Source organism: Vibrio sp. CCUG 15886, assembly GCF_028570825.1.
Classification (GTDB): Bacteria; Pseudomonadota; Gammaproteobacteria; order Enterobacterales; family Vibrionaceae; genus Vibrio; species Vibrio vulnificus_B.
Genome location: NZ_JAQQBT010000001.1, coordinates 844,178 through 869,269, shown reverse-complemented (window position 1 = coordinate 869,269; position 25,092 = coordinate 844,178). Strand labels below are relative to the sequence as shown.

General features: G+C 46.0%; 24 protein-coding genes. 13 read left to right on the top strand and 11 right to left on the bottom strand.

Features of this window, described 5'->3' with window-relative positions; all coding sequences use genetic code 11:
* Window positions 1–2 precede the first annotated feature (2 nt).
* Window positions 3–764: a class II glutamine amidotransferase gene (locus PQQ36_RS03740; protein ID WP_045610535.1), complete on the top strand. Its 762-nt coding sequence runs from the start codon at window positions 3–5 to the stop codon at window positions 762–764.
* A 13-nt stretch (window positions 765–777) separates the two neighbouring features.
* Here the strand turns inward: PQQ36_RS03740 and yjeH are convergent, their stop codons facing one another.
* Window positions 778–2,031, bottom strand: coding sequence for an L-methionine/branched-chain amino acid transporter (gene yjeH / locus PQQ36_RS03735; protein WP_273660350.1), 1,254 nt, complete (start codon window positions 2,029–2,031; stop codon window positions 778–780).
* A gap of 255 nt (window positions 2,032–2,286) precedes the next feature.
* Between yjeH and PQQ36_RS03730 the strand changes: the two genes are divergently transcribed.
* From PQQ36_RS03730 to PQQ36_RS03720, 3 genes are read left to right on the top strand one after another with little or no spacing between them, the layout of a single operon-like run.
* Entirely contained in the window at window positions 2,287–2,736 is a 450-nt protein-coding gene (locus PQQ36_RS03730) for an Lrp/AsnC family transcriptional regulator (protein ID WP_011152488.1), read from the top strand.
* A 2-nt stretch (window positions 2,737–2,738) separates the two neighbouring features.
* Complete coding sequence (locus PQQ36_RS03725) at window positions 2,739–3,680, top strand: LysR family transcriptional regulator (protein ID WP_273660348.1); 942 nt, start codon at window positions 2,739–2,741, stop codon at window positions 3,678–3,680.
* 57 nt (window positions 3,681–3,737) lie between these two features.
* Window positions 3,738–4,352, top strand: coding sequence for a LysE family translocator (locus PQQ36_RS03720; RefSeq protein ID WP_011081695.1), 615 nt, complete (start codon window positions 3,738–3,740; stop codon window positions 4,350–4,352).
* Between the two features lie 85 nt (window positions 4,353–4,437).
* On the opposite strand, the gene PQQ36_RS03715 is transcribed toward PQQ36_RS03720, so the two are convergent.
* Window positions 4,438–4,911, bottom strand: a complete 474-nt coding sequence (locus PQQ36_RS03715; protein ID WP_011081694.1) for a peroxiredoxin — start codon at window positions 4,909–4,911, stop codon at window positions 4,438–4,440.
* 197 nt (window positions 4,912–5,108) lie between these two features.
* Window positions 5,109–6,365: an adenylosuccinate synthase gene (locus PQQ36_RS03710; protein WP_011081693.1), complete on the bottom strand. Its 1,257-nt coding sequence runs from the start codon at window positions 6,363–6,365 to the stop codon at window positions 5,109–5,111.
* A gap of 104 nt (window positions 6,366–6,469) precedes the next feature.
* Here PQQ36_RS03710 and PQQ36_RS03705 point away from each other — a divergent pair, with 104 nt between their 5' ends.
* Window positions 6,470–7,342 carry a LysR family transcriptional regulator gene (locus tag PQQ36_RS03705; RefSeq protein WP_086016971.1) on the top strand — a complete coding sequence of 291 codons (873 nt, stop codon included), beginning with the start codon at window positions 6,470–6,472 and terminating at the stop codon, window positions 7,340–7,342.
* Here PQQ36_RS03705 and PQQ36_RS03700 read toward each other — a convergent pair.
* From PQQ36_RS03700 to PQQ36_RS03685, 4 genes are all read right to left on the bottom strand, one after another.
* On the bottom strand, window positions 7,339–7,566 hold the full coding sequence (locus PQQ36_RS03700) for a hypothetical protein (protein ID WP_072610927.1): 228 nt from the start codon (window positions 7,564–7,566) through the stop codon (window positions 7,339–7,341). The two genes, PQQ36_RS03705 and PQQ36_RS03700, sit on opposite strands and share 4 nt — an antisense overlap.
* 334 nt (window positions 7,567–7,900) lie before the next feature.
* Window positions 7,901–9,337 carry a glyceraldehyde-3-phosphate dehydrogenase gene (locus PQQ36_RS03695; protein WP_011152484.1) on the bottom strand — a complete coding sequence of 479 codons (1,437 nt, stop codon included), beginning with the start codon at window positions 9,335–9,337 and terminating at the stop codon, window positions 7,901–7,903.
* A 334-nt stretch (window positions 9,338–9,671) separates the two neighbouring features.
* Entirely contained in the window at window positions 9,672–10,724 is a 1,053-nt protein-coding gene (locus PQQ36_RS03690; RefSeq protein ID WP_011152483.1) for a sulfate ABC transporter permease, read from the bottom strand.
* Window positions 10,725–11,183: a hypothetical protein gene (locus tag PQQ36_RS03685; protein WP_045619252.1), complete on the bottom strand. Its 459-nt coding sequence runs from the start codon at window positions 11,181–11,183 to the stop codon at window positions 10,725–10,727.
* A gap of 109 nt (window positions 11,184–11,292) precedes the next feature.
* Here PQQ36_RS03685 and PQQ36_RS03680 point away from each other — a divergent pair, with 109 nt between their 5' ends.
* Complete coding sequence (locus tag PQQ36_RS03680; RefSeq protein ID WP_273660345.1) at window positions 11,293–13,938, top strand: hybrid sensor histidine kinase/response regulator; 2,646 nt, start codon at window positions 11,293–11,295, stop codon at window positions 13,936–13,938.
* A 51-nt stretch (window positions 13,939–13,989) separates the two neighbouring features.
* Here the strand turns inward: PQQ36_RS03680 and PQQ36_RS03675 are convergent, their stop codons facing one another.
* Together PQQ36_RS03675 and PQQ36_RS03670 are read right to left on the bottom strand one after the other, a co-directional pair.
* The gene (locus tag PQQ36_RS03675) at window positions 13,990–15,318 is read right to left on the bottom strand and encodes an MATE family efflux transporter (protein ID WP_011081686.1); all 1,329 of its coding nucleotides are present in this window, start codon (window positions 15,316–15,318) and stop codon (window positions 13,990–13,992) included.
* 169 nt (window positions 15,319–15,487) lie between these two features.
* On the bottom strand, window positions 15,488–15,802 hold the full coding sequence (locus tag PQQ36_RS03670; RefSeq protein WP_011081685.1) for a DUF496 family protein: 315 nt from the start codon (window positions 15,800–15,802) through the stop codon (window positions 15,488–15,490).
* 269 nt (window positions 15,803–16,071) lie between these two features.
* Between PQQ36_RS03670 and PQQ36_RS03665 the strand changes: the two genes are divergently transcribed.
* From PQQ36_RS03665 to luxQ, 6 genes are all read left to right on the top strand, one after another.
* Complete coding sequence (locus PQQ36_RS03665) at window positions 16,072–16,281, top strand: hypothetical protein (protein WP_011081684.1); 210 nt, start codon at window positions 16,072–16,074, stop codon at window positions 16,279–16,281.
* Between the two features lie 65 nt (window positions 16,282–16,346).
* Window positions 16,347–17,009 carry a YceH family protein gene (locus PQQ36_RS03660; protein WP_011081683.1) on the top strand — a complete coding sequence of 221 codons (663 nt, stop codon included), beginning with the start codon at window positions 16,347–16,349 and terminating at the stop codon, window positions 17,007–17,009.
* On the top strand, window positions 17,009–17,305 hold the full coding sequence (locus tag PQQ36_RS03655; RefSeq protein ID WP_011081682.1) for a GIY-YIG nuclease family protein: 297 nt from the start codon (window positions 17,009–17,011) through the stop codon (window positions 17,303–17,305). The genes PQQ36_RS03660 and PQQ36_RS03655 overlap by 1 nt, the downstream gene beginning before the upstream one ends.
* Before the next feature lie 76 nt (window positions 17,306–17,381).
* Window positions 17,382–18,551: a conjugal transfer protein TraF gene (gene traF, locus PQQ36_RS03650; protein ID WP_273660343.1), complete on the top strand. Its 1,170-nt coding sequence runs from the start codon at window positions 17,382–17,384 to the stop codon at window positions 18,549–18,551.
* Between the two features lie 186 nt (window positions 18,552–18,737).
* Window positions 18,738–19,838: an autoinducer 2-binding periplasmic protein LuxP gene (locus tag PQQ36_RS03645; RefSeq protein WP_263198732.1), complete on the top strand. Its 1,101-nt coding sequence runs from the start codon at window positions 18,738–18,740 to the stop codon at window positions 19,836–19,838.
* Entirely contained in the window at window positions 19,835–22,408 is a 2,574-nt protein-coding gene (gene luxQ / locus PQQ36_RS03640) for a quorum-sensing autoinducer 2 sensor kinase/phosphatase LuxQ (protein WP_011081679.1), read from the top strand. Before PQQ36_RS03645 ends, luxQ begins: the two co-directional genes overlap by 4 nt.
* On the opposite strand, the gene PQQ36_RS03635 is transcribed toward luxQ, so the two are convergent.
* The gene (locus PQQ36_RS03635; RefSeq protein ID WP_011152472.1) at window positions 22,405–23,064 is read right to left on the bottom strand and encodes a PilZ domain-containing protein; all 660 of its coding nucleotides are present in this window, start codon (window positions 23,062–23,064) and stop codon (window positions 22,405–22,407) included. The two genes, luxQ and PQQ36_RS03635, sit on opposite strands and share 4 nt — an antisense overlap.
* 127 nt (window positions 23,065–23,191) lie before the next feature.
* On the bottom strand, window positions 23,192–24,166 hold the full coding sequence (locus PQQ36_RS03630; protein WP_015728159.1) for a DMT family transporter: 975 nt from the start codon (window positions 24,164–24,166) through the stop codon (window positions 23,192–23,194).
* 147 nt (window positions 24,167–24,313) lie between these two features.
* On the opposite strand from PQQ36_RS03630, the gene PQQ36_RS03625 reads away from it, so the two are divergent.
* On the top strand, window positions 24,314–24,775 hold the full coding sequence (locus PQQ36_RS03625; protein WP_273660341.1) for an Lrp/AsnC family transcriptional regulator: 462 nt from the start codon (window positions 24,314–24,316) through the stop codon (window positions 24,773–24,775).
* The last annotated feature ends 317 nt before the right edge of the window (window positions 24,776–25,092 follow it).

The window sequence follows — 25,092 nt, the reverse complement described above, 5'->3', positions numbered from 1 at the left end:
TTATGTGTCGCTGGTTGGCCTACCAAGGAGAGCCTATCTATCTCGACAAACTGGTTTATGAGCCAGAACATTCGTTGGTGCATCAGAGCCTTGAAGCAAGAAAAGCGGTCACCCGCGTCAATGCCGATGGTTTTGGTTTAGGTTGGTATACCGAGCGGGCAACGCCAGGTCAGTTCCATGAGGTGCTTCCCGCTTGGGGGGATGAAAATCTGCGTTCATTAGCGCATCACATTCGCTCTCATCGCTTTATGGCGCACGTTCGTTCATCGACAGGTACTTCGGTATCACGCTCCAACTGCCACCCATTTATCCTTGAGCAATGGATGTTTTTGCACAATGGCCAGATAGGTCAATTTGCCGCGGTGAAGTTTGCTTTAGAGCGATTACTGCCCGAAGCCATTTACCTCAAACGTCGCGGAACCACTGACAGCGAGCTGATCTTTTTGTTGATGATGAAAAATGGGCTTCAGCATGATCCCTTAAACGCCATTCGACAGACGATTGACGAAGTGAATCAAACCATGCAGGAAAGAGCGATCACAGAGCCGTTTAAAGCGTCCATTTGCATCTCAAACGGTGACGAGTTTTGGGTCGTAAGATACGCCTCGGCAGGCGACCCACCGACGGTGTTTATTCAAGATTGCCAAGATTCGATCATCCTCGCGTCGGAACCGCTGGACGGCCAGTGTCGCTGGCAAGTGATTGCGCCCCAAACCATCACCCACATTCAAGGTAGCACGGTGACTAGCTATCCGATCGCGTAACTTATTGGCTGAGTTAAACCGACTCAGCCTTGTTCATTTGCTTTTTCGCTTGTAGAAAAAACAGAGCAAAAACACTCAGTGCATACAGCATTGACCAACCAAGACAAACAAACACCAACGAGCAGAGTATCAATGAGACGCCTGCAAGCCACTTCGCATGGCCATTGAGCAGTTTGAAGGCGGCCAGCATGGCAAGCAGATAGATCAACACGAAAACGCTGTTGGCTAATTTAAGGAAAAACTCCAAATCAAGGCCGGATAGTTCACCAATCACACACGCCAATGCCAATACTGAACCGACGAGCAAAGTGGCGTTGATGGGCACGCCGCGACGGGAAAGTGTTGCCATTTTGCCACTCGGATTATGTTCTCTCGCTTGCGCCCAGATCATGCGTGAGAGGCTTTGGGTATAGAGATTGATGCTGGCAAAACAGGCGAAAAAGCCAATCACGCTGATCAGTGTTTTGACTTGCGTACCAAACAGTTGCTCACTTAGCCAAGGGATCGAAGCACTGTCAAACTCAGCACTACCGTAAGCGCCAAATTTGAGTATCACTACCGAACAAGCCCAGTACGTCACACCGGCGACAAAACAGCCAATGACGATGGCGATGGGAAAATCGCGTTGTGGATTTTTAAACTCTTCCCCCATATGAGCAAAGGCTTCGATGCCGACAAAGCACCAAAACATCACCGCCAGTGCTGTGCCAATAGGCAGGAGCGAGTCAGTGGTAAGAATGGGCATGTGCAAATCCTCGACACTGACTTCCCCGCGCCATAAGAAAGCGCCAACAAGCGCGAAAATAGCCAGAGCAATCAGCGTTTGTAAATGTCCGGAAGAGCGAGCGCCGAGCAAGTTGACCGCCACTAATAACGCAACGGTGATCAACTGAGCTATCAAGGCGTGATTGAGTGCGCTAGGCAGTAACTGCTGCAAAAAGCCAGCGGCGAGCGCAATCGCAGCGGGAACCCCGACGGGGATCACCGAAACAAACAGCCATGCCACCGCGCGTTCTAAGCGTTTATCAAACGCTTGGCGAACAAAATAAGCCGTACCACCGGCGTTGGGGTAGCGTTTGCCAAGTTGAGCAAAGGTGAGGGCCACAGGGCAAATAAGCACAAACAGAAACAACCAAGCCCAGAGGGAATATTGACCGGCAATGCTGGCGGCGATGGCGGGGATCATAAACAATCCGGTTCCCATCAAGGTGGTGGATAACTGGCCAATTCCTGACAACAGTGTAATTTCTTGTTTGAGTTCACTCATGACACGCTCCCTGTGCCGCTTCCATAGAAAATGAATAATTATGAGAATGAAAGCGTTAACCAAGCATATCGACTTTTGCAGAAAATGGCAGCTAGCAAAGTGATGTTGCGCACCGACATTTTGACGCTTTTGTTGTTAATTGCCGTCAAAGTGACGGTTAGGGCAAGCAGAACCAAATGGATTTTCATTGCTTCACTAATTGAGCGTTGTGAGTAGAATGGGAGAGAGATTAGGGACGCTAACCACAGAGAAGAAATGGATAAATTTGATAAACAACTCCTCACCATACTGAGAAACGATGCGCGTAGCTCTGTGACTGACATGGCGAAGGCGGTCAATCTGTCGCGTTCTGCCGTGACGGCCAGAATCAAAAAGTTGGAAAGTGATGGGGTGATCTTGGGTTACCACGCCGATATCGCGCAGGAGAAGGCCAGCGAAAAAATCGCCGCCTATCTGGCGTTGAAGTTTGATACTTCGGCTTCGAGCCATCATTGCGAAGCGTATGCCAAGGAAATTTATCTTATCGATGGAGTGAAATGGTGCCACGCGATCAGTGGTGAAACGGACATGATGCTCTATGTGGAGGTGACGACAATGACACGGCTGAACCAGATCAGAGAGCAGTTACAAGCCTTCCCTGAACTGAAACACGTTATTACTCATACGGTACTGACGGAGTTCTTTAATACCACCAAAGCGTCTTGATTATGCTCAACAACATCAACCTCAATTTACTGCGTTCTTTGCTCGTGTTGCTCGAAGAGTGTCATGTTAGCCGAGCGGCCGACAGATTACACATTACACAGTCCGCGATGAGTCGGCAGTTGGCCCAGTTACGAGAGCTGTGCTCTGACCCTCTGTTGGTCAGAGAAGGTAACCGACTTGTTGCTACGCCACATGCCGAAGCGCTACGGCCTAAATTAGTGCAGTTACTGAGTGAGTTTGAACATCTCTTTGATCATCAGGCATTTAACCCGCAAGACTGGCAGGGGCAATTGGTGCTCTCGTCGAGCGATTATGTTGCGCAGTTCATTGTACCGACGCTTTCCCGCGTATTGATAGAACAGGCCCCGCGTCTGACATTGTCCTACCGGCTTTGGCAGCCACAATATTTAGACAGCTTGCTCGACACGGGCATTCATTTGGCATCGACCATGTTGCCCTCTCCTCCCAAAGAGCTTTCCTACACGAAAATCGGTGAAGATTACTCGGTGTGTGTGATGCGTCAAGGCCATCCACTATCGGGCAAAGCAGCGTTGAGCTTGGATGACATGCTGCGATACTCGCACATTAAAGTGACTGGCGGCGGTGACAAGGACTCCGCGACCGACAGTGTATTAAGAAAGTTGGGCAAAACGCGTCACATTGCATTACAAGTGCCTTTCTTTTCCGCTGCGGTTAACGTCCTGATTCAAAGCGATTACATGATGGTGGTGCCTGAGCATATCGCAGTGAACTTGGCGAAGAGCCAACCTATTTGCCATTATCCATTGCCGTTTGAAACGGAAATTCATCAATATTGGCTAATGTGGCACCCCAAATACGATCATGACTCAGCCCATCGATGGGTACGAGAAAAGGTCAACCGCGTCATGCTGAGTTGCGAGTATTCAATCGGTATGATTTCAAATCATGGCAATCATGATTAAGTTTGATTTCAGTTCATTTAAATATTGGCTTACTGTGAATCATCACAGGAGAAGATTATGACATTCACAGTTTGGTTATCACTTTTTACGATCTGCATTTTGGGCGCGATGTCGCCGGGGCCAAGTTTAGCGATTGTCGCTAAGCATGCGTTAGCGGGTGGGCGAGCGAATGGTTTGGCCACCAGTTGGGCACACGCTTTTGGCATTGGGATATACGCTTTCGTGACCTTAATTGGTTTGGCGGTGGTGTTACAGCAATCCCCACTCTTGTTCAAAACCATTAGTTACGCAGGTGCGGGCTATTTAGCCTACTTGGGTTACAACGCGTTGCGCTCTAAAGGTGGTGTGGCGGCCAAGTTGGAATCGGGGGAGCAAACGACGGTTTTGCAGTCGGCCAAAGAAGGCTTTTTGATTTCTATTCTCAGTCCGAAAATCGCGCTGTTTTTCATCGCACTGTTTAGCCAGTTTGTAGCGCTGGGGAATGAGTTGAGTAATCAAGTGATTATCGTAGCGACGCCATTTATCGTTGATGGCCTCTGGTATACCTTCATCACCTTGGTGTTATCGAGCTCAAAAGTGGTGGACAAAATTCGCTCTAAAGCACAGTTGATCGATCGCCTGTCAGGCGTGGTGCTGATTTTGCTGGCAGCGCGTGTGGTGCTGACGGTGTAATCGCTGAGTAATCGTTAGTTACCGATGAGCAACCAGGAAAAAACGCAAGCGTCAGAGCTTGCGTTTTGTTTTGGACTTATGCGGCTTAAAGCGCTGCAAGAATCGTTTCAGCGTTACTCACTTCAAATGATTTAGGCGCTTCCACATTGAGGGTTGTGACTACGCCATTGTCGATAATCATCGCGTAGCGTTGAGAGCGAAGGCCACCAAAACCAGCGGTATCCATTTCCAAGCCGAGTGCTTTGGTAAAGCTCGCATCGCCATCCGCCAACATTAGAATTTCTTCCGCATTTTGTGCTTCACCCCAGGCTTTCATCACAAACGCATCGTTGACAGAAACGCAGGCAATCAGATCGACGCCTTTCGCCTTAAGTTGATCGGCCAGTACGATATAACCCGGTAAATGTGCTTCTGAACAGGTTGGGGTGAACGCCCCAGGTACAGCGAAAAGCACGACTTTTTTGCCAGCAAACAGCTCTAAAACAGGGTGGTGGACCATTCCCTCTTTGGTCAGTTGGCTCAGTGTAGCGTTAGGTAAAGTTTGGCCTTGAGCGATCATGTTATTGTCCTTGTTTGACGAATTGAGTTCTCAAGCAGTGTAGTACGAAATCAACAAGTTAAAAACGGATGAAAAACGGGGTTAATCGAGATAGTGATCTCCGACTCGATGAATGCGTTTATCTCTAGAAACAGACTCTAGAGATCAAAAACAAAAAAATCCGGGCTCGCCCGGATTTTTTAGTCATTGACTGTCCATTAACGTAGGATCATTTGCTCACGACCAGGGCCAACAGAGACCATACTCACTGGAACGCCCATCAGTTCTTCAATGCGCAACACATATTGCTGAGCGGCTTGAGGCAGATCTTCAAAACGACGGCAGGCGGTGATGTCTTCGCTCCAGCTTGGCATTTTCTCGTAAACTGGTGCTAATGCTGCGGTTTGAGGCCAAATTGGATTCTCACTGTGATCGCCTTGGTAAGCCACACAGATTTTCAGATCGTCAAGGCCAGTCAAACAATCCAGTTTGGTTAGAGCGATCTCGGTTGCCGCTTGTAGCTCAACCCCATTTTGGGTGGCTACGGCATCAAAGTAGCCCATATCGCGAGGGCGACCGGTTGTTGCACCGAACTCGTTCGCCGCTTCACGGAAGGCGTCTTGTTCTTCCATTGCTGTGATCAGCGTACCAGTGCCCACCGATGAGCTGAACGCTTTAGCGACAGCGATAACGCGCTCTGGGCGAAGGGCTGGTAAACCACTGCCAATGCCTGCGTACGCAGAAACCACGTTGGAAGAGGTTGTCCAAGGGTATTCACCATAGACGAGATCACGGCCAGCACCCAATTGCGCTTCAAAAAGTAGGTTTTGCTTTTCCGCTTGCAGTGCTTTGAGAGGGACGGACACGTTACAAATCGCATCACGCCAAGGGGCAGATACCTCAAGTAGCCAATCGGCCATCTCTTGCGCCGTTTGTTCAAACTTGAACTCAGGGTAGAGTGCGCGCAGTTGTGGCAGTTTCCAATCCAACATAAATTGCAGACGCTCGACTAACACTTCAGGTTGTTTTAGCCAGCCCAGCAGAATGCCTTTTTTCATCACGCGATCACCGTAAGCAGGAGCAATACCTTGGCGAGTGGAACCGTAAGCCTTGTCGCCTAGGCGCTGTTCTTCTAGGGTATCTTCTAGTGCGTGAAGCGGTAGACACAGCGTTGCACGATCAGAAATACACAGATTCACTTTCACGCCAGATTGTTCAACTTCCGCCAATTCCTGAGTAAGCAGTGCTGGGCTAATTACCATGCCAGGGCCAAGCACCGCGAGGCAACCTGGGTTGAAGACACCACTAGGCAGTTGATGAAGTTTGAATGTACCAAAATGGTTCACTACGGTATGACCTGCGTTGTTTCCACCTTGGAAACGTACGCTAGCCGCTGCGTTTTCTGCTAGAAAATCAACGATGCGGCCTTTGCCTTCATCACCCCAGTTTGCACCCACAACAACGATAGACGTCATGACAATTCCTCCGAAATAAGACCAAAGCATCTTAGGGTGATAGTCTTAATAAGAGAAATTAATTATACTCATCAGGTCAATAAGAAACTCATATGGAGTCTGCGGTGTTGGATCTGAATTGGTTGAAGACGTTTATTACCTTGGCGGAAGTGAAACATTTTGGCAAAACCGCCAACGAGCTGCACATGACACAACCCAACGTCAGCCTGCATATCAAACAGCTAGAGCAGACAACCAAAGCAAAATTGATCGAACGAAACCCGGTTCAGTTAACGCCAGCGGGGCGTCGATTGTTAAAGTCTGCCAAGTTGATGCTCAATGAGCTGCAAATTTGCCAATCCGATCTCAATGCCATCAATGAATTAACGCAAGGGACACTCTCGATTGCAGCCAGTGACATTGTTTCGCGTTTGCTGCTGATTGAACCTTTTCAACGCTTCAAAAATGACTATCCGGGTATCGATTTGGCTTTGTTCAATACCACCTCTTCTCAAGCTGTCGAATTGGTCAAAAGTGCCCGTGCTGATATTGGTTTTGTGATCGCACAAAAAGAGAGTCAACCGCTGCACTTCACGCCTTTGACTCAGATTAAATGGTGTGCATTTGGTGATGATTTATTGGAGAAAGCGTGGGAGGCGCAAGACAAGCCGACACTCATCTTGCTCGGGCACGATACTCGTACTCGGGAGCTGATTGATGCCTCTTTGCCGAAATTGAATCTGCCTCGTTTTCGAGTGATGGAAGTGGGGAGCGTCGAAGCTCAAATCGACTGGGCGGAGGCTGGATTTGGCACCGCGATTGTGCCGGATTTTTCTTTGCATACCAAAACCACGTTAAGCAGGAAAGTCACGCATTTGGAGGATTTTCCTGCAACCGATTTTGGCTATATTGTTCGACAAAACCAAGTTCTGTCGAAAGCGGCGAAGCAATTACTTGGGTGGGTTGAAGAGTATGCGCAATCGACCGATTGGCATTAACGCGAGACTTCTTCGAACTCACCATCGATGACTCGATGCTGCTGGCCGTCGTCGTGTTGTGCGCGTTGTGCTTGCGCTTGTTGTGCGGCTTGTTTTAGCTGCTTTTCGATTCTTTTACCAGTGATCAGCGCGACGATGGTCAACGGAATTGCCAAGAGCAAGCTGAACATGAGCGTGAACAGAGCGGTAATCGCAGTCAATGCAGTCATAATAATGCGGTTCATAAATATTGCCTCTTTGGTGGTTCTATGGAGTCATACTGCGGTGGTGAAGATGAACGAAATATGAATATGATTCAAAAAGTACAAAGCGCTGACATTTGATCAAGTTGCTTGGTGGATGAGGAAAGCCGATGTGTGCTTCGACGGTCACAAGGTAAGATAAATACAACCATATGATGGTTAAAAGGCGCCTGTATCAGGGGTACAGGCGCAATGGGGGAGAGATTATTATTGTCGTTATAAGAGAACAAATATTTGAACCAGCGGCTTTGCCGTAGGTAAACAAACCCGCTGGTGGTTTCGTTATCAAGGTGTCGTTAGTTGTGGAGCAAGCTAATTACACACGAGGGAAAGTTTGATAACGAACGCCCATCATTTGTTCCATACAGTGAACAACTTGGCAGCTATAGCCAAACTCGTTGTCATACCATATATACAGCACTGCACGGTTATCTTGTGCAATCGTCGCTTGACCGTCTACAACCCCCGCATGACGTGAGCCGACCAGATCGCTAGAAACAATCTCTGTCGAATCGGTATAGTCAATTTGTGCGGAGAGTGGTGAAGCCAGCGCCATTTCACGCAGATACTCGTTAAGTTCTTCTTTTGTCGTACCTTTTTCAAGGTTGAGATTAGCAACGGCCATCGACACGTTCGGGGTTGGAACGCGAATCGCATTGCCAGTTAAACGCCCAGCCAGTTCAGGCAGTGCCTTCGCTACTGCTTTGGCTGCGCCCGTTGAGGTCAATACCATGTTCAGTGCGGCGCCTCGACCACGACGATCACCCTTGTGGAAGTTGTCGATCAAGTTTTGATCGTTAGTGTAAGAGTGCACCGTTTCGATGTGACCTGAGATGACGCCATATTTGTCGTTAATCACTTTCAGCACCGGTGTAATGGCGTTGGTGGTACAACTTGCGGCAGAGATGATGGTGTCGTCTGACTTAATTACATCTTCGTTCACACCAAATACGACGTTTTTGATATCGCCTTTACCTGGCGCGGTCAGTAGGACTTTCGCAGCGCCTTGGCATTGCAAATGTTGGCCTAAGCCTTCTGCATCACGCCACACGCCAGTATTGTCGACCACTAGCGCGTTTTGAATGCCATATGCGGTGTAGTCGACCTCTTCAGGTTTGTTCGCATAAATGATCTGAACGAAATTGCCGTTGATCACCAATGCGCTGTTTTCTTCATCAATGACGATACTGCCGTTGAATTGGCCGTGTACAGAGTCGCGACGAAGCAAGCTTGCGCGTTTTTGCAAATCACCATCTCGTCCACCACGGACAACAATGGCCTTCAGTTTTAACGGGTAACCTGGGCCACTCTTTTCAATAAGAAGGCGGGTTAATAGACGGCCAATTCGGCCAAAACCGTACAACACAACATCTCGTGATGCTAGTGAAGAACCTGCATCTAATGCGCCAATTAATGCGGTTTGTAAGTAGTCATCCAGTGCAGACGCATCGTCGTGGCTTTCCCAATATTGATGAGCAAGTTGGCCAACATCAACACGGCAAGCAGAAATGCTCATTTCACACACTTTTTCAATAATGGGGAGGGTTTGCTCAAGCGAAAGTGGTGTACCGGTGTAGTGTCGAGCGACACGGTGAGTTTTGAGAATGTCGATGGTGGTTGCATTAATCAGAGTTTTACCAAAAAGAATGATTTCGACACCTTTTTGGCGGTACAGCTTACCGATAAGTGGAGTGATGGATTCCGCAATCGTTTGGCTGGTTTGCCAGTCTTGGAGATATTTCTCTGGACTCATGTTTGTATTAGACCTTTCACGTTTTTGGGGCTGACCTTACTTTCTGAATGTAGGGGGAACAGAAAGCAGGGATAAGGGTTGTAATAGTCTTGTAATATTTATGTGGCGGGAGTTTACACGGCAAGTTGTTATTCTGCTAGGAAAAATAAAACAGATAAAATGGCTGTAACTGATTGAATTTAAGTCTTAATGTGGTTGATTTAAACAACGAAATACGTATTGACATTTTCATTCTCAGAAACTTATTTTGTGAAAATAATGTATAAAAGCACTCGTGAGTTGTAACATGATTCAATCATTGCACTGTAAGTAAGATGTGAGTCAACTTTAACACTCAAAAAGTAAACGATAAGCCTAAGCTAAATAGGTTTACCTCACCAACCAACTCGTTTGGTGGGAGTTGAGGCTGAGTAAAGTGGCCGCTAATCACACTTTTGGCGCTTTGTATGTAAAGCCATTCGCCATAAACACTTAAATTAGGCAATAGAGAGTATTTCAAGCCTACGCTGTATGTTTCGTTTTCGACGGATTTTCTCCTTTGGCTGTAGGTAATATAGGGTGTGAGATCGTTCCATTGATAGTTAACGCTGACATACCAATTAGAGTGATAGCGACTGCTTGTGAGCAACTCAGCAATAAATTGCCACTGTTGCCAGTTGTAAATGGTACCTAGACTAAACAAGGTTAACGATTGTTCCCCCCCGGGAATAATCGTGGTTGCAGCGTATGTCTGTTCGAACTTCGTGTGCATCAGTGCGGCACGGACAAGATTTTCATCAAAGTCGATTTCGGTGGTGATGCCATAAGAAATATCGGTATCGATGGTCAGTGGCTGTCCATACAAGGAGTAATCGTCGCTGCTGGATTTGGCAACAAAAGTGGCGACTCGCACTGGAATATCAGAGGTTATCCACTTCTGTACATCGAGAGAAAGCCCATCATAATTTGAAATGCCTAACACACTATCGTACACATCAATAGGCGGGCGAAACCAAGGGTAGGCTTGTGACACAAAGAGATATTCCGACATTAAGAAAAGCGGAATGCGTTGGCGGCCTAATTTTGTACTCCAGTCGTCGCCGCGATATTCAACAAATGCCCAAGCCAGCGTCGGGTCGGAGAAATCGTCATGAGGTTGTTTGACCACCTGCAAAGACGCTCGCCAGTTCTCGTTCATTGCCCAGTCTAGCTGTACTCCAAGTGTGGTTTCGCAATCCCAACACCACTCATCGGTAAATTCTTTTTCTTGGATGATCGGCGTCGCTTGATCGCTTTTACTCGCAGAAAGTGAGCCAAATCCACTGATGGTGAGTTGGTCCGACAGTGTCCACTCTCCGTATGCCGGAGAGCAGAGTAGGCATAGGGGTAAAATAAATTTAAGCCTCATTTATTCTTCCTCAGTCGTAAATTGGTAGAGCACATGCACGTCACTGGGAACCTCATTCGCTGGAAAATAAGCAATGCCGGAAGGAGTAATGGCTAGCCATTCCATTACCTCTTTAATGCTTTGTTCGGAGAGCTGAAAAGGTTGTTTTGTGCGTCCTGAAAAGGTTTGTTTGGCCCAAATGGCGGCCATTTGTGAAGGTGTTTTGTTTAATAAAAGTTGATAAAACTGATTACGTTGTTGCGACGAAGCGGGCAAATCGAGCAGTTCAAAAGGAATGCCATCGATTTGCGTCATTTTGCCGCGATAAATCATCTTAACTTGGCTGGTGCTTAAGGTGGGTAGCTGAGGGTTGAGCGAAAAAATGATGTACTGGTCTGCGGCTCTCACAGATAAGGATGAGAGCACACTAATTAATACAACAACGATCACCAACAGACTGAATTTAGGCATTAACCTCACACCGTTTCACCGGTTTCCCGCGATTTAATTAACTTTTATTTTGTTGCTATGAAATTGGTCTAGTATTAAGGATAGGCTAGGTCCCAATGCTTGCAAGGACGAAACAAATATGATGAAGATTTCTATAAAAACTCGTCTCGCCCTGCTTTCGCTGCTACCCGCTATTTTTATATTGGGTTTTACAGTGCAGGAGTTATTAAATAACCGTCGTCAGTTAGACTCTCTTGATAAAACCATCAGTCGAATACACATACAAAATGGGATTGCTGAAACGGCTTTTAGGATTTATCAGGGGGTTCAAGGAGAAATGCGTTATTTGGATGAGTTATCGCAAAGTGACTCATTCAATCAGTTTATGTACTCGCTGGATGTTTCATCGGAATTAAGTGGGTTAAAAAACGATTTAATTGAAGCGTTGTCGGAAATAAAAAGCCAACCAGCGCAAGAAAGATTGATTTCATCAGAGTGGGGGTTTGATGTTTTGCGGGAGATGTTGGAGGCCATCGAAAATGAGCATCTTCATTTGTCTCTTAATGATGCAGAAACGACGCAAAAGCTCATTACTCAGCTCATCTCCCTTTCCTATTGGGCGCAAAAAGAAGCGCTGCTCACGTACAAATTACAAACTCAAGGAACGTACGGTTTTGATTATGCTGCTTTTTATCAGGCAATTGAAAGGCAACAGCAAGCGCTTGAGCGTTTTCTTGATTTAGGCGCAAGTCATCATCAAGTTGAAAAGCTATTGCAGTTTTTTTCATCAGAACGTTATCAAAGCAGTGTGCAATATCGAGACAGCATTGCCGCAGGAACGCTCTCTTTGGATCAGCTTAAAGCGTACAGTGTTGAGCTAGATTATCGTTTGCAAACGCTACTGTTGTTGATCAATAGTTTTTCGATTCAAGCGGAAACCAGTCTGCGCAGTCAAATAGAGCATCAACAATGGTATTTCACGGGCATGACTGGTGCCGTATTTGCCATGCTATTCGTGTTGTTTATGTTGGGTACTTCCACATGGCTAAGGGTTTACAATAAGCTCAATGCCATTTTGAATGCATTACAAAGTTTGACCAAAGAGGATGAGCAAAGTCAGCAAACACGAGTAATCCCTGACGGCAATGACGAGTTCACTGTGTTTGCCAAACAGATAAACCAAATTATTGATGAGAAGCAGCAGCAGATGGTGGAGATTATCCAGGCGAAAGAGTCGGCCATTTCTGCTAACCGAGCGAAATCGGTCTTTTTAGCCAATATGTCTCATGAAATTCGCACGCCTTTGAACGGGATTATCGGGATGACTGAAATCTTGTCTCAAAGTGAACTTAGTAGCCAACAAAAGGAGATTTTAGGAGATATTGATACTTCCTCACAGTCTCTGCTTATCTTGTTGAACGATATCCTTGATCTATCCAAGATTGAATCGGGTAACTTAAACATTTCGCTTCAGGAAGCGGATATTCGAGAAACGGTCTACCAAGCCATGACTCTGTTTCAATCGAAGGCGACAAGCAAAAATATCGAACTGCACATCACAATGGGAGAAGACATTCCTGCCAAAGTAATGGCGGATGATCACCGAATCAAGCAAGTTCTGACCAACTTAGTCGGTAATGCAATCAAGTTCACCAAAGAGGGTTACATCTCTACATTCGTCAACTATCAAGCGGATGAACATGATCACCAAGGCTATCTGACCTTCAAAGTGACGGACACTGGTATTGGCATCGATCAAGCAAAACTAGAAACGATTTTCGAGCCATTTACGCAAGAAGACGACAGCATCACGCGGCAATTTGGTGGAACTGGCTTAGGTTTAGCGATTTGCCGTCAGTTGGTTGCCATGATGGGAGGGGAGTTAACGGCCACGTCAACCAAAGGCCTAGGAAGCTGCTTTTCTTTTACGATCCCAGTGGAAACTCTCGATACAGAAAACTGGCGTTCACCAGTGATTAAGAAAGGCTTATTGATCGCGGATAACTATGGTTATACCAACCAACTTATTAATGAATGTCGGTTATGTGGTATTGAGTTGACGATCGCGGAAGGAGTGGAGCAAGTTCAGTTATTGAAACCCGATTTTGATGTGGTTTTCTATTGCCACAGCCTGCATCAAAATGCGACCCGAGACCTAGAGCAACTTGAGCAAGTGATCCCGCTTCAACGTGTCGTGGTGTGCCAGCATCATTTGTTCAGCAGTCATATCAACATCGAACGATTTCACGCTCTTTTGACTCAGCCATTCTTAGGGAAACGATTCAAAGCGTGCATAGAGAGTTTGGCACAAAACCTTTCACAGCCTACCGCTTCCTCAAGTACGAGAATGCCAGCCAAACAGGAAGTTTGTTTCGACACTCGAGTGAGCGCGTCATACGGCCGCAACTATCGCCGAATACTGATTGCGGAAGACAATCTAATGAATCAAAAAATTGCCAGTTTTTTCTTAGAAAAGGCCGGGTTTGACTATTTGATTACCAGTAATGGGCAAGAAGCGCTTGATGCCATCACGCAAGGCGGAAAATTTGATGCAGTCTTGATGGACTGTATGATGCCCGTGATGGATGGCATTACCGCAACAAGAGAAATCCGACGTTGGGAAACGGAACAAGGCAGTGGAAAAACGCCAATTATTGCCTTAACAGCGAGCGTTCTTGAAGAGGATATTCAAAGCTGCTTTGAGGCCGGGATGGACGCCTACCTACCCAAGCCATACAAATCTAACCAGCTTTATGACTTGTTTAGTGAACTGAAAATAGCTTAGGCGTCTCGCCTATTTTTAAAGAGGCCAACCCATGGGGTTGGCCACTTCGTATCAAGAGCGGAGTGATTCCAACTCAGCCAACTGATTGATGGCGGAGCGATACGTTAACCATGCAACAAGCCCTGCCAAAACATTGCCAATCGCAGCGCCAATAAAGAGACCTTGGATTCCGCCTAGTTCTGCGCCTAACCAAAGCGCAGGAAGGAAAAAGGCAAACAAGCGCAATGCGGAAATACGCAGTGCAGTGTAGGAGCGTCCTAGCGCGTTGCAAATCGAAACCATCAACATGCAGATACCCAAAGCTCCAAGGCTGATAGGGATAATGGTCAGATGAAGGTTGAGGATCTCTTCGACTTGATGATCGCTGGTCATCAAAGAAGACAACCAAGCAGACACTAATAGACTGATAATGGCTAAGCTGGTTTGAAAAAACAGAATAAAGCGACAAGCAATGGAGACCAAGCTGCGAATATCGGCAAAGTTCTTTGCACCGAGAAGTCGGCCGATCATTGGAGGCATGGACATCGTTAGGGCCAATACTGAGACCAGCGTGAAGAATTCAAAACGAGACCCTAGCGCCCATGATGCAATTGCTGCTGTGCCAAAACCCGCGATGAGTTTGGTCGCCAGCATCGAAGAGAGAGGCGGGAGCAACTGGCTGATCATCGCTGGTCCCATAATATGGCCAACGGCTTTCACACTGTTAACGACATCCAGATCATGACGATCAAAGCTGACCCATGAGTGACGATGCACTTTCGGAGCGACGATCATAATCCCTATACCAAAAGCTACAATAGTTGCCAGAGCGGCACCATTGATACCGAGATCGAAAGTAAAAATAAACAGCGGATCTAGCACTAGGTTTAAGCCGCTGGTGAGCATCATCATGGTGCCTGGCAGCATAGTATTGCCATTCGAGCGGCAGATACTGTAGAAAAAATAAAGCATAGCGCCGACCCAAGCGCTGATAAGCCAATAGGGCCAATACGCGTCGATGACGGCATAGACACTTTCAGGTGCCCCAAGTAGCGACAAAATCACATGTCGTAAAAACCAGATGATCACACAGACCAGAGCCACACCTACGGCACCAATGAGCAAAATAAGCCCTGCGAGTTGACGAGCGTACTGAAGTTTTTCTGCACCTAGCGCTTTGGAGATGACGGCAGTCGTCGCAATACCTAAACCCACTTGAATACCGATGATGACCATCTGCAGCGGTAGGGTAAACCCTTGTGCAGCCAAAGGAAGTATACCTAATTGCCCGATGAAGGCACTGTCAACCAATTGAAAGCTCATTAAAGAGAGCACACCAAATAACATTGGCCATGTCATAGTAAAAAGTTGGCGAGCGAGAGAAGTGTTAGAAGTTGTCATATCGAATGTTTGAATCAGAACCCATCGCTAGTCTAGCGCAAGATAAATTAATAACCTAATAGTTAGGAAAGGTATTCATTGGGGTATGAATTCGTTGGTGTTAGCAAAACGCGACAAAGAAAAAGCCCCGCGATTGGCGAGGCTGAGATGTTATCGCTGAAGCGCTGGCTTATTTCTTGCCACTTGCTTGCTTGTCTTCTTCGGTGAGTTCGCGAATACGACGGCTGATGTCACGGCGTGCTTTAGAAATCTCTGCACTTTTGATGATGTGGTCATCAACGCGATCTTCGTAATCGGCTTTCATGTTCTTAATAATGGTCATGATCTCATCTTGAGACATGTTTGGCTTGATGTAGTCCAGTAGGTTCTCAAGTAGCTCAACACGCTTGCGGTTATCGCGAACTTTCTTTTCATTGTCTAGTAGTTCACGTTTCAATTTGTTCTTACGGCGCGCCTGAGAAACAATTTCAAATACGGTATTCATAGGTCCCTTACCTTCAATAAAAGTGAATGATAAATTGCAAAATAACTTCAGGATGCGTGTTTGATCATTCTTATCAGCATCTTGAAGTGATTCTCGAACATACCCTGCAGAGATTAAAGCACATCATACATACTCATAACAGTCTTTAGATCAATCGAATGCTTGTCTGGTCAAGAAAAAGCCACTTCAAAGCGAGGCAATTGTCTTTCTGACCCATAAAGAGATATTATCTGCGCCAACTTAGTAAACCTGCATGATAGACAAGTAGTATGAAGTCCGATGGTTCCCAACTTGATGAGCAAATCTTCGATGAGCAAGTGCTCGAAGAGTGCCCAAAAACCAGCTTCAAGCTCAAATCTGCTTACATCGATGAAAGAGTGAAGCTCGAAACCATCGAAGTCGAATTGAATCGTTCCAAAATTGTCGTTGTGGATGAAAACGGCAAATTGACCAAGTTCACTCTCATATCCGAGCATTAACCCATTGCAATGTGGGGTTAGAAACGTGCTATGGTGAAGCAAGAAAATATATAAGGAGAAGCAACATGAGAACTGAGTTGACCCCCATTGAAGCCCGTGTCATTGGTTGTTTAATCGAAAAAGAAGTCACAACGCCAGACCAATATCCATTGAGCTTAAATGCATTGACCAATGCCTGTAATCAGAAGAGTAATCGCGAGCCTGTGATGTCCTTGTCGGAATCCGAAGTTCTTGATGCTGTCGACCAACTGATTTCACGTCGCCTAGTCAGTGATGAAAGTGGCTTTAATAGCCGTGTGAGCAAGTATCAACATCGATTCTGCAATACGGAATTTGGTGATCTCAAGTTGTCTGCGCAAGAAAAAGGCATTGTTTGTTGTATGTTGCTGCGTGGGCCACAAACACCGGGAGAGTTGAGAACGCGCACCAATCGTTTGGCGACCTTTGCAGATGTTAAAGAAGTCGAAACCGTATTAGATAAGTTGGCGAGCGAAGAGCGTGGTCAGCTTGTGGTTAAGCTACCTATTGAGCCTGGTAAGCGTGAATCACGTTATATGCATCAGTTCTGTGGCGAAGTGGATCTAGATGCATTTCAAGGTTCGGCTCTAATGACAGCATCAAGTACTCCGCAGTTTGATGATGAGCGTGTCGCTCATTTAGAAGCAGAAGTGGAAGCATTGAAGCAAGAGCTTGCTGAACTGAAGTCACTTGTGAACTCACTTCTCTAATGTCTCTTCCCGAACCGTGCCCTGATTGGTCCGTTTATCTGATCAGGACACGACTTAACGCGCTCTATTGCGGCATCAGCAATAATGTAGAGCGACGCTTTTGTATGCACCAACAAGGCAAAGGGGCAAAAGCGCTGAAAGGCAAAGGCCCATTAGAATTGGTTTGGAGTGTACCTGTGGGCAGCAAAAGTATGGCACTGAAACTAGAGCGCCACATCAAAACTTTGCGCAAACAAGATAAAGAGCGCCTAGTAAAAGGTGATCTATTACTGCAATTAGATAAATTTTGCGATTGATATCATTAATCTGAATGTAATTTTGTTAAGTCTTTACTAATATTTAGACGGCAAATAACTACAAGGATTGAATGCAATGCAACGTCTGAACAAAATTGCAGTGGCAGTCGGTTTGTCTATGGTGGCGTTCCCTTCTTTGGCAGCGAATCATGTCGCAGATGGACGCGGTAGTGGTATGGGAAATACCGGTGTCGCCTCCGCTGATTATCTTACCGCCCCCTTCTATAATCCCGCTTTGGTCGCCAGTTTTGAAGAACATGATGATTTTGGCCTGCTTTTGCCAGCTATTGGTGTCAATGTTCGAGACAGTGATGAAAGCTTGGCAACCATTGACGATCTCCAAGACTCAATTGACGAATTTGAGGCGGCCCCCATACCTTCTCCAGGCCAAATCGACCAGTTAAACAGTTATCTTGACGATCTTCAAGGAAATGCTCCTCTTACCGCAAGCAGTAGCTTAGGGTTGGCAGTGGCGATTCCCACCAAACGATTCTCAACCAATCTATTTGCCCGTGGCTATTTGGAGTTGATAGCGAGGCCAAACATCGCTGACTACGTGGATACCGGCAATCAAGCCACAGATACTGAAACTCGATACAAAAACTCATCGGTGACGATGGCGGCTTTCGGTTATGTCGAGTACGGTGCGGCTTTGGCAAAAGAGTTCGAGATTAAAGAGCAACGAATCTCTTTCGGTGTCACACCCAAAATCCAACAATTGACTACCTACTATGTTGTTCCAACCGTGGCTGACTTTGAGTTAGATGATTACGAAGAGAGTGAGCATAAAGAAAGTGCTTTTAACTTGGATTTCGGCGTGGTGTGGTTAAAGGACAAATTTCAAGTTGCGCTTGCGGTGAAAGATTTATTGAGCCAAGAGATCGATTTGAAAGACAAAAATGGCCAAAAGCAGGATGTGTATGAGCTGAATACACAAGTTTCTGCTGGCGTGGCTTACCGCTCAGATTTCTTTACCGCTGCGATGGATTTGGATTTGACCAAACAAGAGCGTTTTAAATCGCTTGATGATGAAACTCAATTTGTGCGCTTTGGGGTTGAAGGCAACGCATGGGGCTGGGCTCAGTTGCGTGCGGGTTACGAAATTGACCTAGAAGACACGGTCGAAAATGCCTTCACCGCAGGTATTGGTATTAGTCCCTTTGATGTTGTTAGCCTCGACATCGCAGGTAGCTACGCGGGTGAAAACCAATTTGGTGTATCGGGTAATTTGGCGTTCACTTTCTAAGCAAATTTTTAGCTGAGAACAGCCGAGCAAAACCGTCAATATTTGGCGGTTTTGTTTATTGATAACACTGAGCGTCACAAACGTAAAAGTTTTGAAACCCAACTGAAATCCAATCTGGTATCGGCTCACAATTCGCGATACTCTTTATACGGTCAGGCTACACAGAAAAACAAAAAAGATAATTAAATGAAAAAGATATTACTAACTTGTTTATTAGCGTCAGCAAGTTTTCAAGTAAGCTCACATACGTCAGAAGTCCTCAGTGGGTACTGGGCTTATCAAGAATTTTTGGAAAAATTTCCTCAACAAGGCGTGCTCACACGAGAACTGTCTGAGGTGGTCAGGAATGCGCCTGTACCTTTAAAGAGTCATCAATCCAAACCGATTCGAATTTCAGTGGTATTTCCTGGTCAGCAGATCTCCGATTACTGGGTAAGAAATCTTTCCGCGTTTGAGAAACGCATGGATAAGCTGCAGATAAGTTACCAAATTAATCAGGTTTTCACGCGGCCAAATGCCGATGTTAAACAGCAAAGCGTCTCCTTGATGGAAGCGTTAAAGAGCAAATCGGATTACCTCATTTTTACGCTCGACACGACGCGTCACCGCAAGTTCATTGAGCATGTATTAGACTCTTCCGAAACCAAGCTGATTCTGCAAAATATCACCACACCGGTTCAAGCTTGGGATAAAAGACAGCCATTTCTCTACGTCGGTTTTGACCATGCGGAAGGGAGCATTGCGCTGGCCGATAAGTTCAAACAGCTTTACCCACAAGGTGCAAACTACTCAGTTCTTTATTTTTCTGAAGGTTACGTGAGTGATGCTCGTGGTGACACCTTTATACATCAGATGAATCACAGTGATCGATTTGCACTAAAAAGCTCTTTTTACACCAAAGCGACCAAAGCCTCAGGCTATGAGTCCGCAAAAAACAGTTTAGAGCGCTATCCTGATGTGGATTTTATCTACGCCTGTTCTACCGATGTGGCCCTGGGTGCCATTGATGCATTGAAAGAGTTGGATCGCACAAACATCAAGATCAATGGATGGGGTGGTGGCTCCGCTGAGCTTGACGCGATCGCGGCAGGTGACCTTGATTTGACGGTTATGCGCATGAACGATGATACGGGAATCGCTATGGCTGAGGCGATCAAATGGGACATTGAAGGAAGAACTGTCCCGACCGTCTTTTCTGGCGACTTTGAAGTAGTGACAAAAGAAGACTCGCCAGAACACATCGAACTATTGAAAAAACGCGCGTTTAGATATTCAGATCAGCCATGACAAACGAACAGTTGCAACGCAAGCATCAATCTTTAGCGACGCTGATTACGCGCATCATTTTCTTGGTGCTCGGACTTATTACCATTGGTATCTTCATTCAGAGTTACTACTTCAGTAATAAAATCATCAAGCAGGAAGTGATGCTCACCAAACAGCAGACCTCCGCTTTGGTTAAGAGTCTGTTTAATAATCACCTCTCTATTTTGCAAATTCATCATGACAGCAACTCAAAAAATGAGGCGATACGACGTTTTTTCCTCGATGGGGACGACGAGAAGCTGGAATATTATTTCCTGAGTATGGATCAGGCCGATCCCACTCATACGCCAGAGTTTCGTTTTTTAACCACCGGAGAGGGGCTGCTGTGGGACGACGGCAATGCGCATTTTTACGGCGTTAATGAAGTGCTGCTGGAAAAAATTTCGCAAAGTGTTCTGTTTGGCAACAACTGGCATTTTATGTCATTGCATACCCTGATGGGGCTACGCAATATGCTGGTGAGACGCTCCCCTGTTATCGATACGACAACGGGCGAAGTGCTAGGTCAGTATTACATTTCAGTGGTATTGGACAATAATTTCCCATTGGTCGAAATGCTGGAGTCTGGCAGCAATAGTGACAATATTGTCATGCTCGTTGGGGATAAGGTGATTTCGCATTCTTTGAGTGGCAACGAACCGTATGATTTAGACAGCTTGCTTGCCATGCGTGATGAGCCGAGCGCATTTGATGATTGCTTGATTAGCCAAACGCCCATTGAGATCAATTCCACTGATACCCTCGTCAGTATTCTCGCGATCCAAGAAAATAGCCATGTCGCTTCGCTTCAAAGACAACACTATTTGGGGTTGGCTACTTCTGTCGTGCTGATGTTGATGCTTTCCTTAGCCATTCGCTCTTGGATCCAAAATCGAGTTGCCAATGCACTAGAGTCACTGATGGCTTACAGCCGTTTTGCTGGAACGGGTGAAAAGTATGAGCGCTTTAATGGTTCAGACATCTTAGAATTTGCGCATATTGGCCACACTTTGGAAAACACCTTTGAGCAGTTGGAGTCGCAACGTCGCTCGTTCCAAGATTTGTTCAATTTTGCCCTCTCTCCGATGATGGTTTGGTCGGAAAGTGGTCTTCTGATTCAGATGAATCCTGCTGCAATGAAAGAGTTAGGCATTGAACACGCTTCACCTCAGGATTTCTCTAATCCGTTATTTCAACTGTTTAAACTCAAGCTATCACCGCACTTGAAAATGGCCGCTCAAGGGGCAACGTTGACGGGCATTAATGTGCCGATCGGAGAGAAAATTTTTCGCTGGAACTTATCTCCCATTGTGGTGGAAAACGGCATCAGCGGCATCATTGTGCAAGGTCAAGATATTACAACCCTGATTGATGCGGAGAAGCAGAGTAACCTCGCTAGGCGTGAAGCAGAACAGTCTGCCAAAACCAGAGCCGATTTTCTCGCCAAGATGAGTCACGAAATTAGAACGCCACTCAACGGTATTCTAGGCATTGCTCAGCTCTTAAAACGTTCGGTGAACGACGCAGAGAACTTAAAACAAGTGGATGTGCTGTGTAATAGCGGAGAACATTTACTGGCAGTGTTAAATGATATTCTGGACTTTTCTAAGATTGAGCAAGGCAAGTTCAATATCAAAAAACGCGACTTTAACTTTTACGATACCCTCAATACTTTGGAGAATATCTATCGGCCAATTTGCCGTGAAAAAGGGGTGAGTTTCGAAATCCATAACCAGATCCCACTCGATTGCCAATTGCATACAGACCAAGTCAGGTTGAATCAAATTATGTTTAATCTGATCAGCAATGCAGTGAAATTTACTCCTGCTGGTCGAATTGAGGTTTCCTTTAAACTTGAGAAGTTTGCGCGTTCGGAGCACTCCATTTTATCGATACAAGTCAGTGATACGGGCATTGGTATTGACGAAAGTAAGTTAGAAAGTATTTTCGAACCATTTGTTCAGGCGGACTCACTGTCGACAAGGGAATATGGCGGTAGCGGGCTCGGATTGACTATTGTGAAGAACCTTGTCGAGATGCTGGAAGGCGAAATCTCGGTGCAGAGTGAGCTTTGCAAAGGCTCAACTTTCTACCTTTCTATTCCTGTAGAAAAAGGGGAGTGTGAGGAGCAGAAAACACCAACAAATCCTAAACCGGAGCAGTTGTTTGGTCAGGGACTAAAGGTTTTGTTGGTGGAAGATAATCATACGAATGCCTTTATTCTGAAAGCGTTTTGCCAGAAGTATCAAATGAGTGTCGAGTGGGTACAAGATGGCACCCAAGCTCTAGAGAAATTAAAGGAGCATGCATTCGATTTGATTCTAATGGATAACCAATTGCCTAAGATGGGGGGCATAGAGGCCACTCGCGAAATTCGGGAGACACTCAAGCTAGGAACGCCTATTTATGCCTGTACTGCCGATGCACAGGAAAGTACTAAACAAGAGTTTCTGTCGGCAGGGGCCAATCGAGTGATTGTGAAACCCATTAAAGAGCAAGAGCTGCACGATGAGTTATTACACTTCAAAGCACACTATTGGGTAGAGCATTAGCCTAATAATCCGGCATGAAAAGAGAGTTCAAGTAGCTCTCTTTTCAGCTCTTGGCTAAGTAAAACTGACTTCTCAAACTTAATTCCGATTGACCAACCATTGGCAAGTTTACGAATGCTGGCCACTTTTGCTCCGTTGTCTGCTGAAAGAAAACGATTTAGGGTGGATTCTAGCTTCACGATGTCGCCTTTTTTAAATTCGGGTTCGACAAGCGTAAAGAAGGCACAACCAGAGAGTGAAAAATCACTCATACGGCCTTCATACAAGTTGCCATTGTGATTGAGGGTGCATGCCAGATCGATCTTATACCGTTCGTGTTCACGAATGGGTTTGGTTGCCAACGTGGCCGGAAAGCGGAGAAACAGCAAGAAGTCTGGTTTGCTGATGGTCGATAATACGCTGGTTTTAAAGGCAACCACATGGCCAAGTTCCGTATCCGCGATCCCGCGTAAAATCACATCGACGTTGTCGAGTTTGCGCAGGAGCAGTTCTTCCTTATCCGCTAAGTCGATGATCAAATACTGACCAGCTTTTAGGCCAACAAAAAACGCAGGCAAGGTTAATGAGTCTTGTGGGCCAAATTCAAAGGTCGCATTGAGTCGCATCCCCGGTTTTACAAACCGGGGGATATCATCCTTGGTGTAAGTCGAAGGCATCTTTCTTCACTTTCAAAATCAACTCCCTAAACTATAAACCTCGGGGCCTGATATACAAAGGGCATCACTGCGATGCGGGCGACTTTTGTCATGTTTCGTGAACTGTTACGAAGCCCAGAGTTGAGAGTTAAGGTACCGAGCTTTCACTTGATGGTTTGACTTGATGGTGTTGTGGTGGTCGGTAGTCCATTGATGAGTCATGTCGCATAAATACATTACTTGCAATGAGACTTCCGCAACTGACCACGAACAGGGCAATCCAAGTTAGGGGATCTGGATACTCGCCAAAAATAGGAATCGCCAAGAGGGTTGCCAATACCGGGGTTGCACTGCCAAATGCCGCACTGCGCTCTGCACCGAGAACTTTAACGGCGTATAGGTATGTGAACGCGGCTAACAAGCCTGCGCCAATACCCTGAACAAGCAGATGCCCAAAGAGTTCATACCAAGGCCACTGATGGATTGGGGTGTTAAGGAGATAGCTATCTAGCACACCTAAATTAACCAGTATGGTTAACAACAGCATGGAAGCAAAAGCGATCACACCCGATGCAACAAGAGGATTGAGGTTGGCGACTCGAGCGCAAATGGTAAATATTGCCCACATCAAACTGCCCACTAGGAACAATAAATGCCCTGTGGTTTCCTGACCGTTGGCGTTAAGTTGATTTTGATAAAGACCCAAATGAGGAACAAGAAATAAACCAATCCCAACGACCACCAAGCTAAGGCCAATAACACGGTGTTGGCTTAACGGTTGCTTAAAGAGCAAGACAGCAATGCCAGTAACAAATAGGGGAAGAGTGCCTGGCACGAGTGCGCTGCCGTGCGATACAGGAACGAACTGCATCGCAGTTCCTGCCACAAGCAAATAAGGCAAGCCGCTTCCTACAAACATGCCGAGCCAATAACGAAATGGCACAGAAGCGACGCTTCGCCTTGTTCTAACCACAATCGGCAACAGGCAAATCATAGGAACAACAAAGCGAGTAAATGCGATATCCGCAGGTTGCAATGCAGAGATTGCTCCACCTTTCAGAGAGAGAAAAAAGCCCGACCAAAGCAGTAAGGTGGCACCAATAGCCAGATACCCAAGCAACATAAAATACCTTGCGAAGAAATAAGTTAAATAAATGTTAATTATCAGCTATTGTTAGTAATGTTTTTTGGCAAAATATGTCTTTAGTTATTATAGAAATGCCAAAAATTGCTAATTGTTCTTGGTCTAGTGATGATAAATGGCAAGGTAATGGATAGGATTGATAAACGAATTTTGGAATTGCTGCAAAAAAATGCCCAATTGACGGCTGCGGAAATTGCCGAGGAGGTGGGGCTCTCTCCCTCGCCTTGTGCACGTCGCATTAAGAGGCTAGAGAAAGATAAAATTATTCGCGGCTATCATGCTTCAGTGGCTCGTGAACGAGTTGGGATCGCTATGAGTGTGTTTGTCGAAGTAAGTTTAAACAGTCACCAAGTCGCTTCGATTGACGATTTTGAGCAAGCTATTGTGGCCATGGATGAAGTGGTCAGTTGCCATGTAGTGTCTGGCGCGTATGATTATTTGCTGGAAGTGGTGGCGAGGGATCTGGAAGGTTATGAGCTTTTTACTCGTAAGCTACAACGTCTACAAAACGTTAAGGATATCCATACTCATTTGGCTATCCGCAAGGTAAAAGAGTCACAACGAGTGCCGATCTACTCATTAAGTTAACTGAGTTGATTGTCTCGCCACCGTGATGACGGCATCTCTCTGTTACACAAAGATAGATTGTGACATCGATTGAGCAATAAAAAACGGAGCCTTTTGGGCTCCGCTTTAGTAACTGTTTCTTAATAGCTGCGAATTTGAGAGATCTCGCAATTGCCGGTTTGTTGATCAATTCGGAATGAGAAAGCAGCTGAATGATATTCGCCCCCATCACTCCAAATGGTCTCGCCAAAGATCTTACATAACTCGAGATCGTTAATTGATCCATACTCTTTGACGTGCCTAACTACTGAAAGTAACTTGCTCTTTGTAACGTTTTG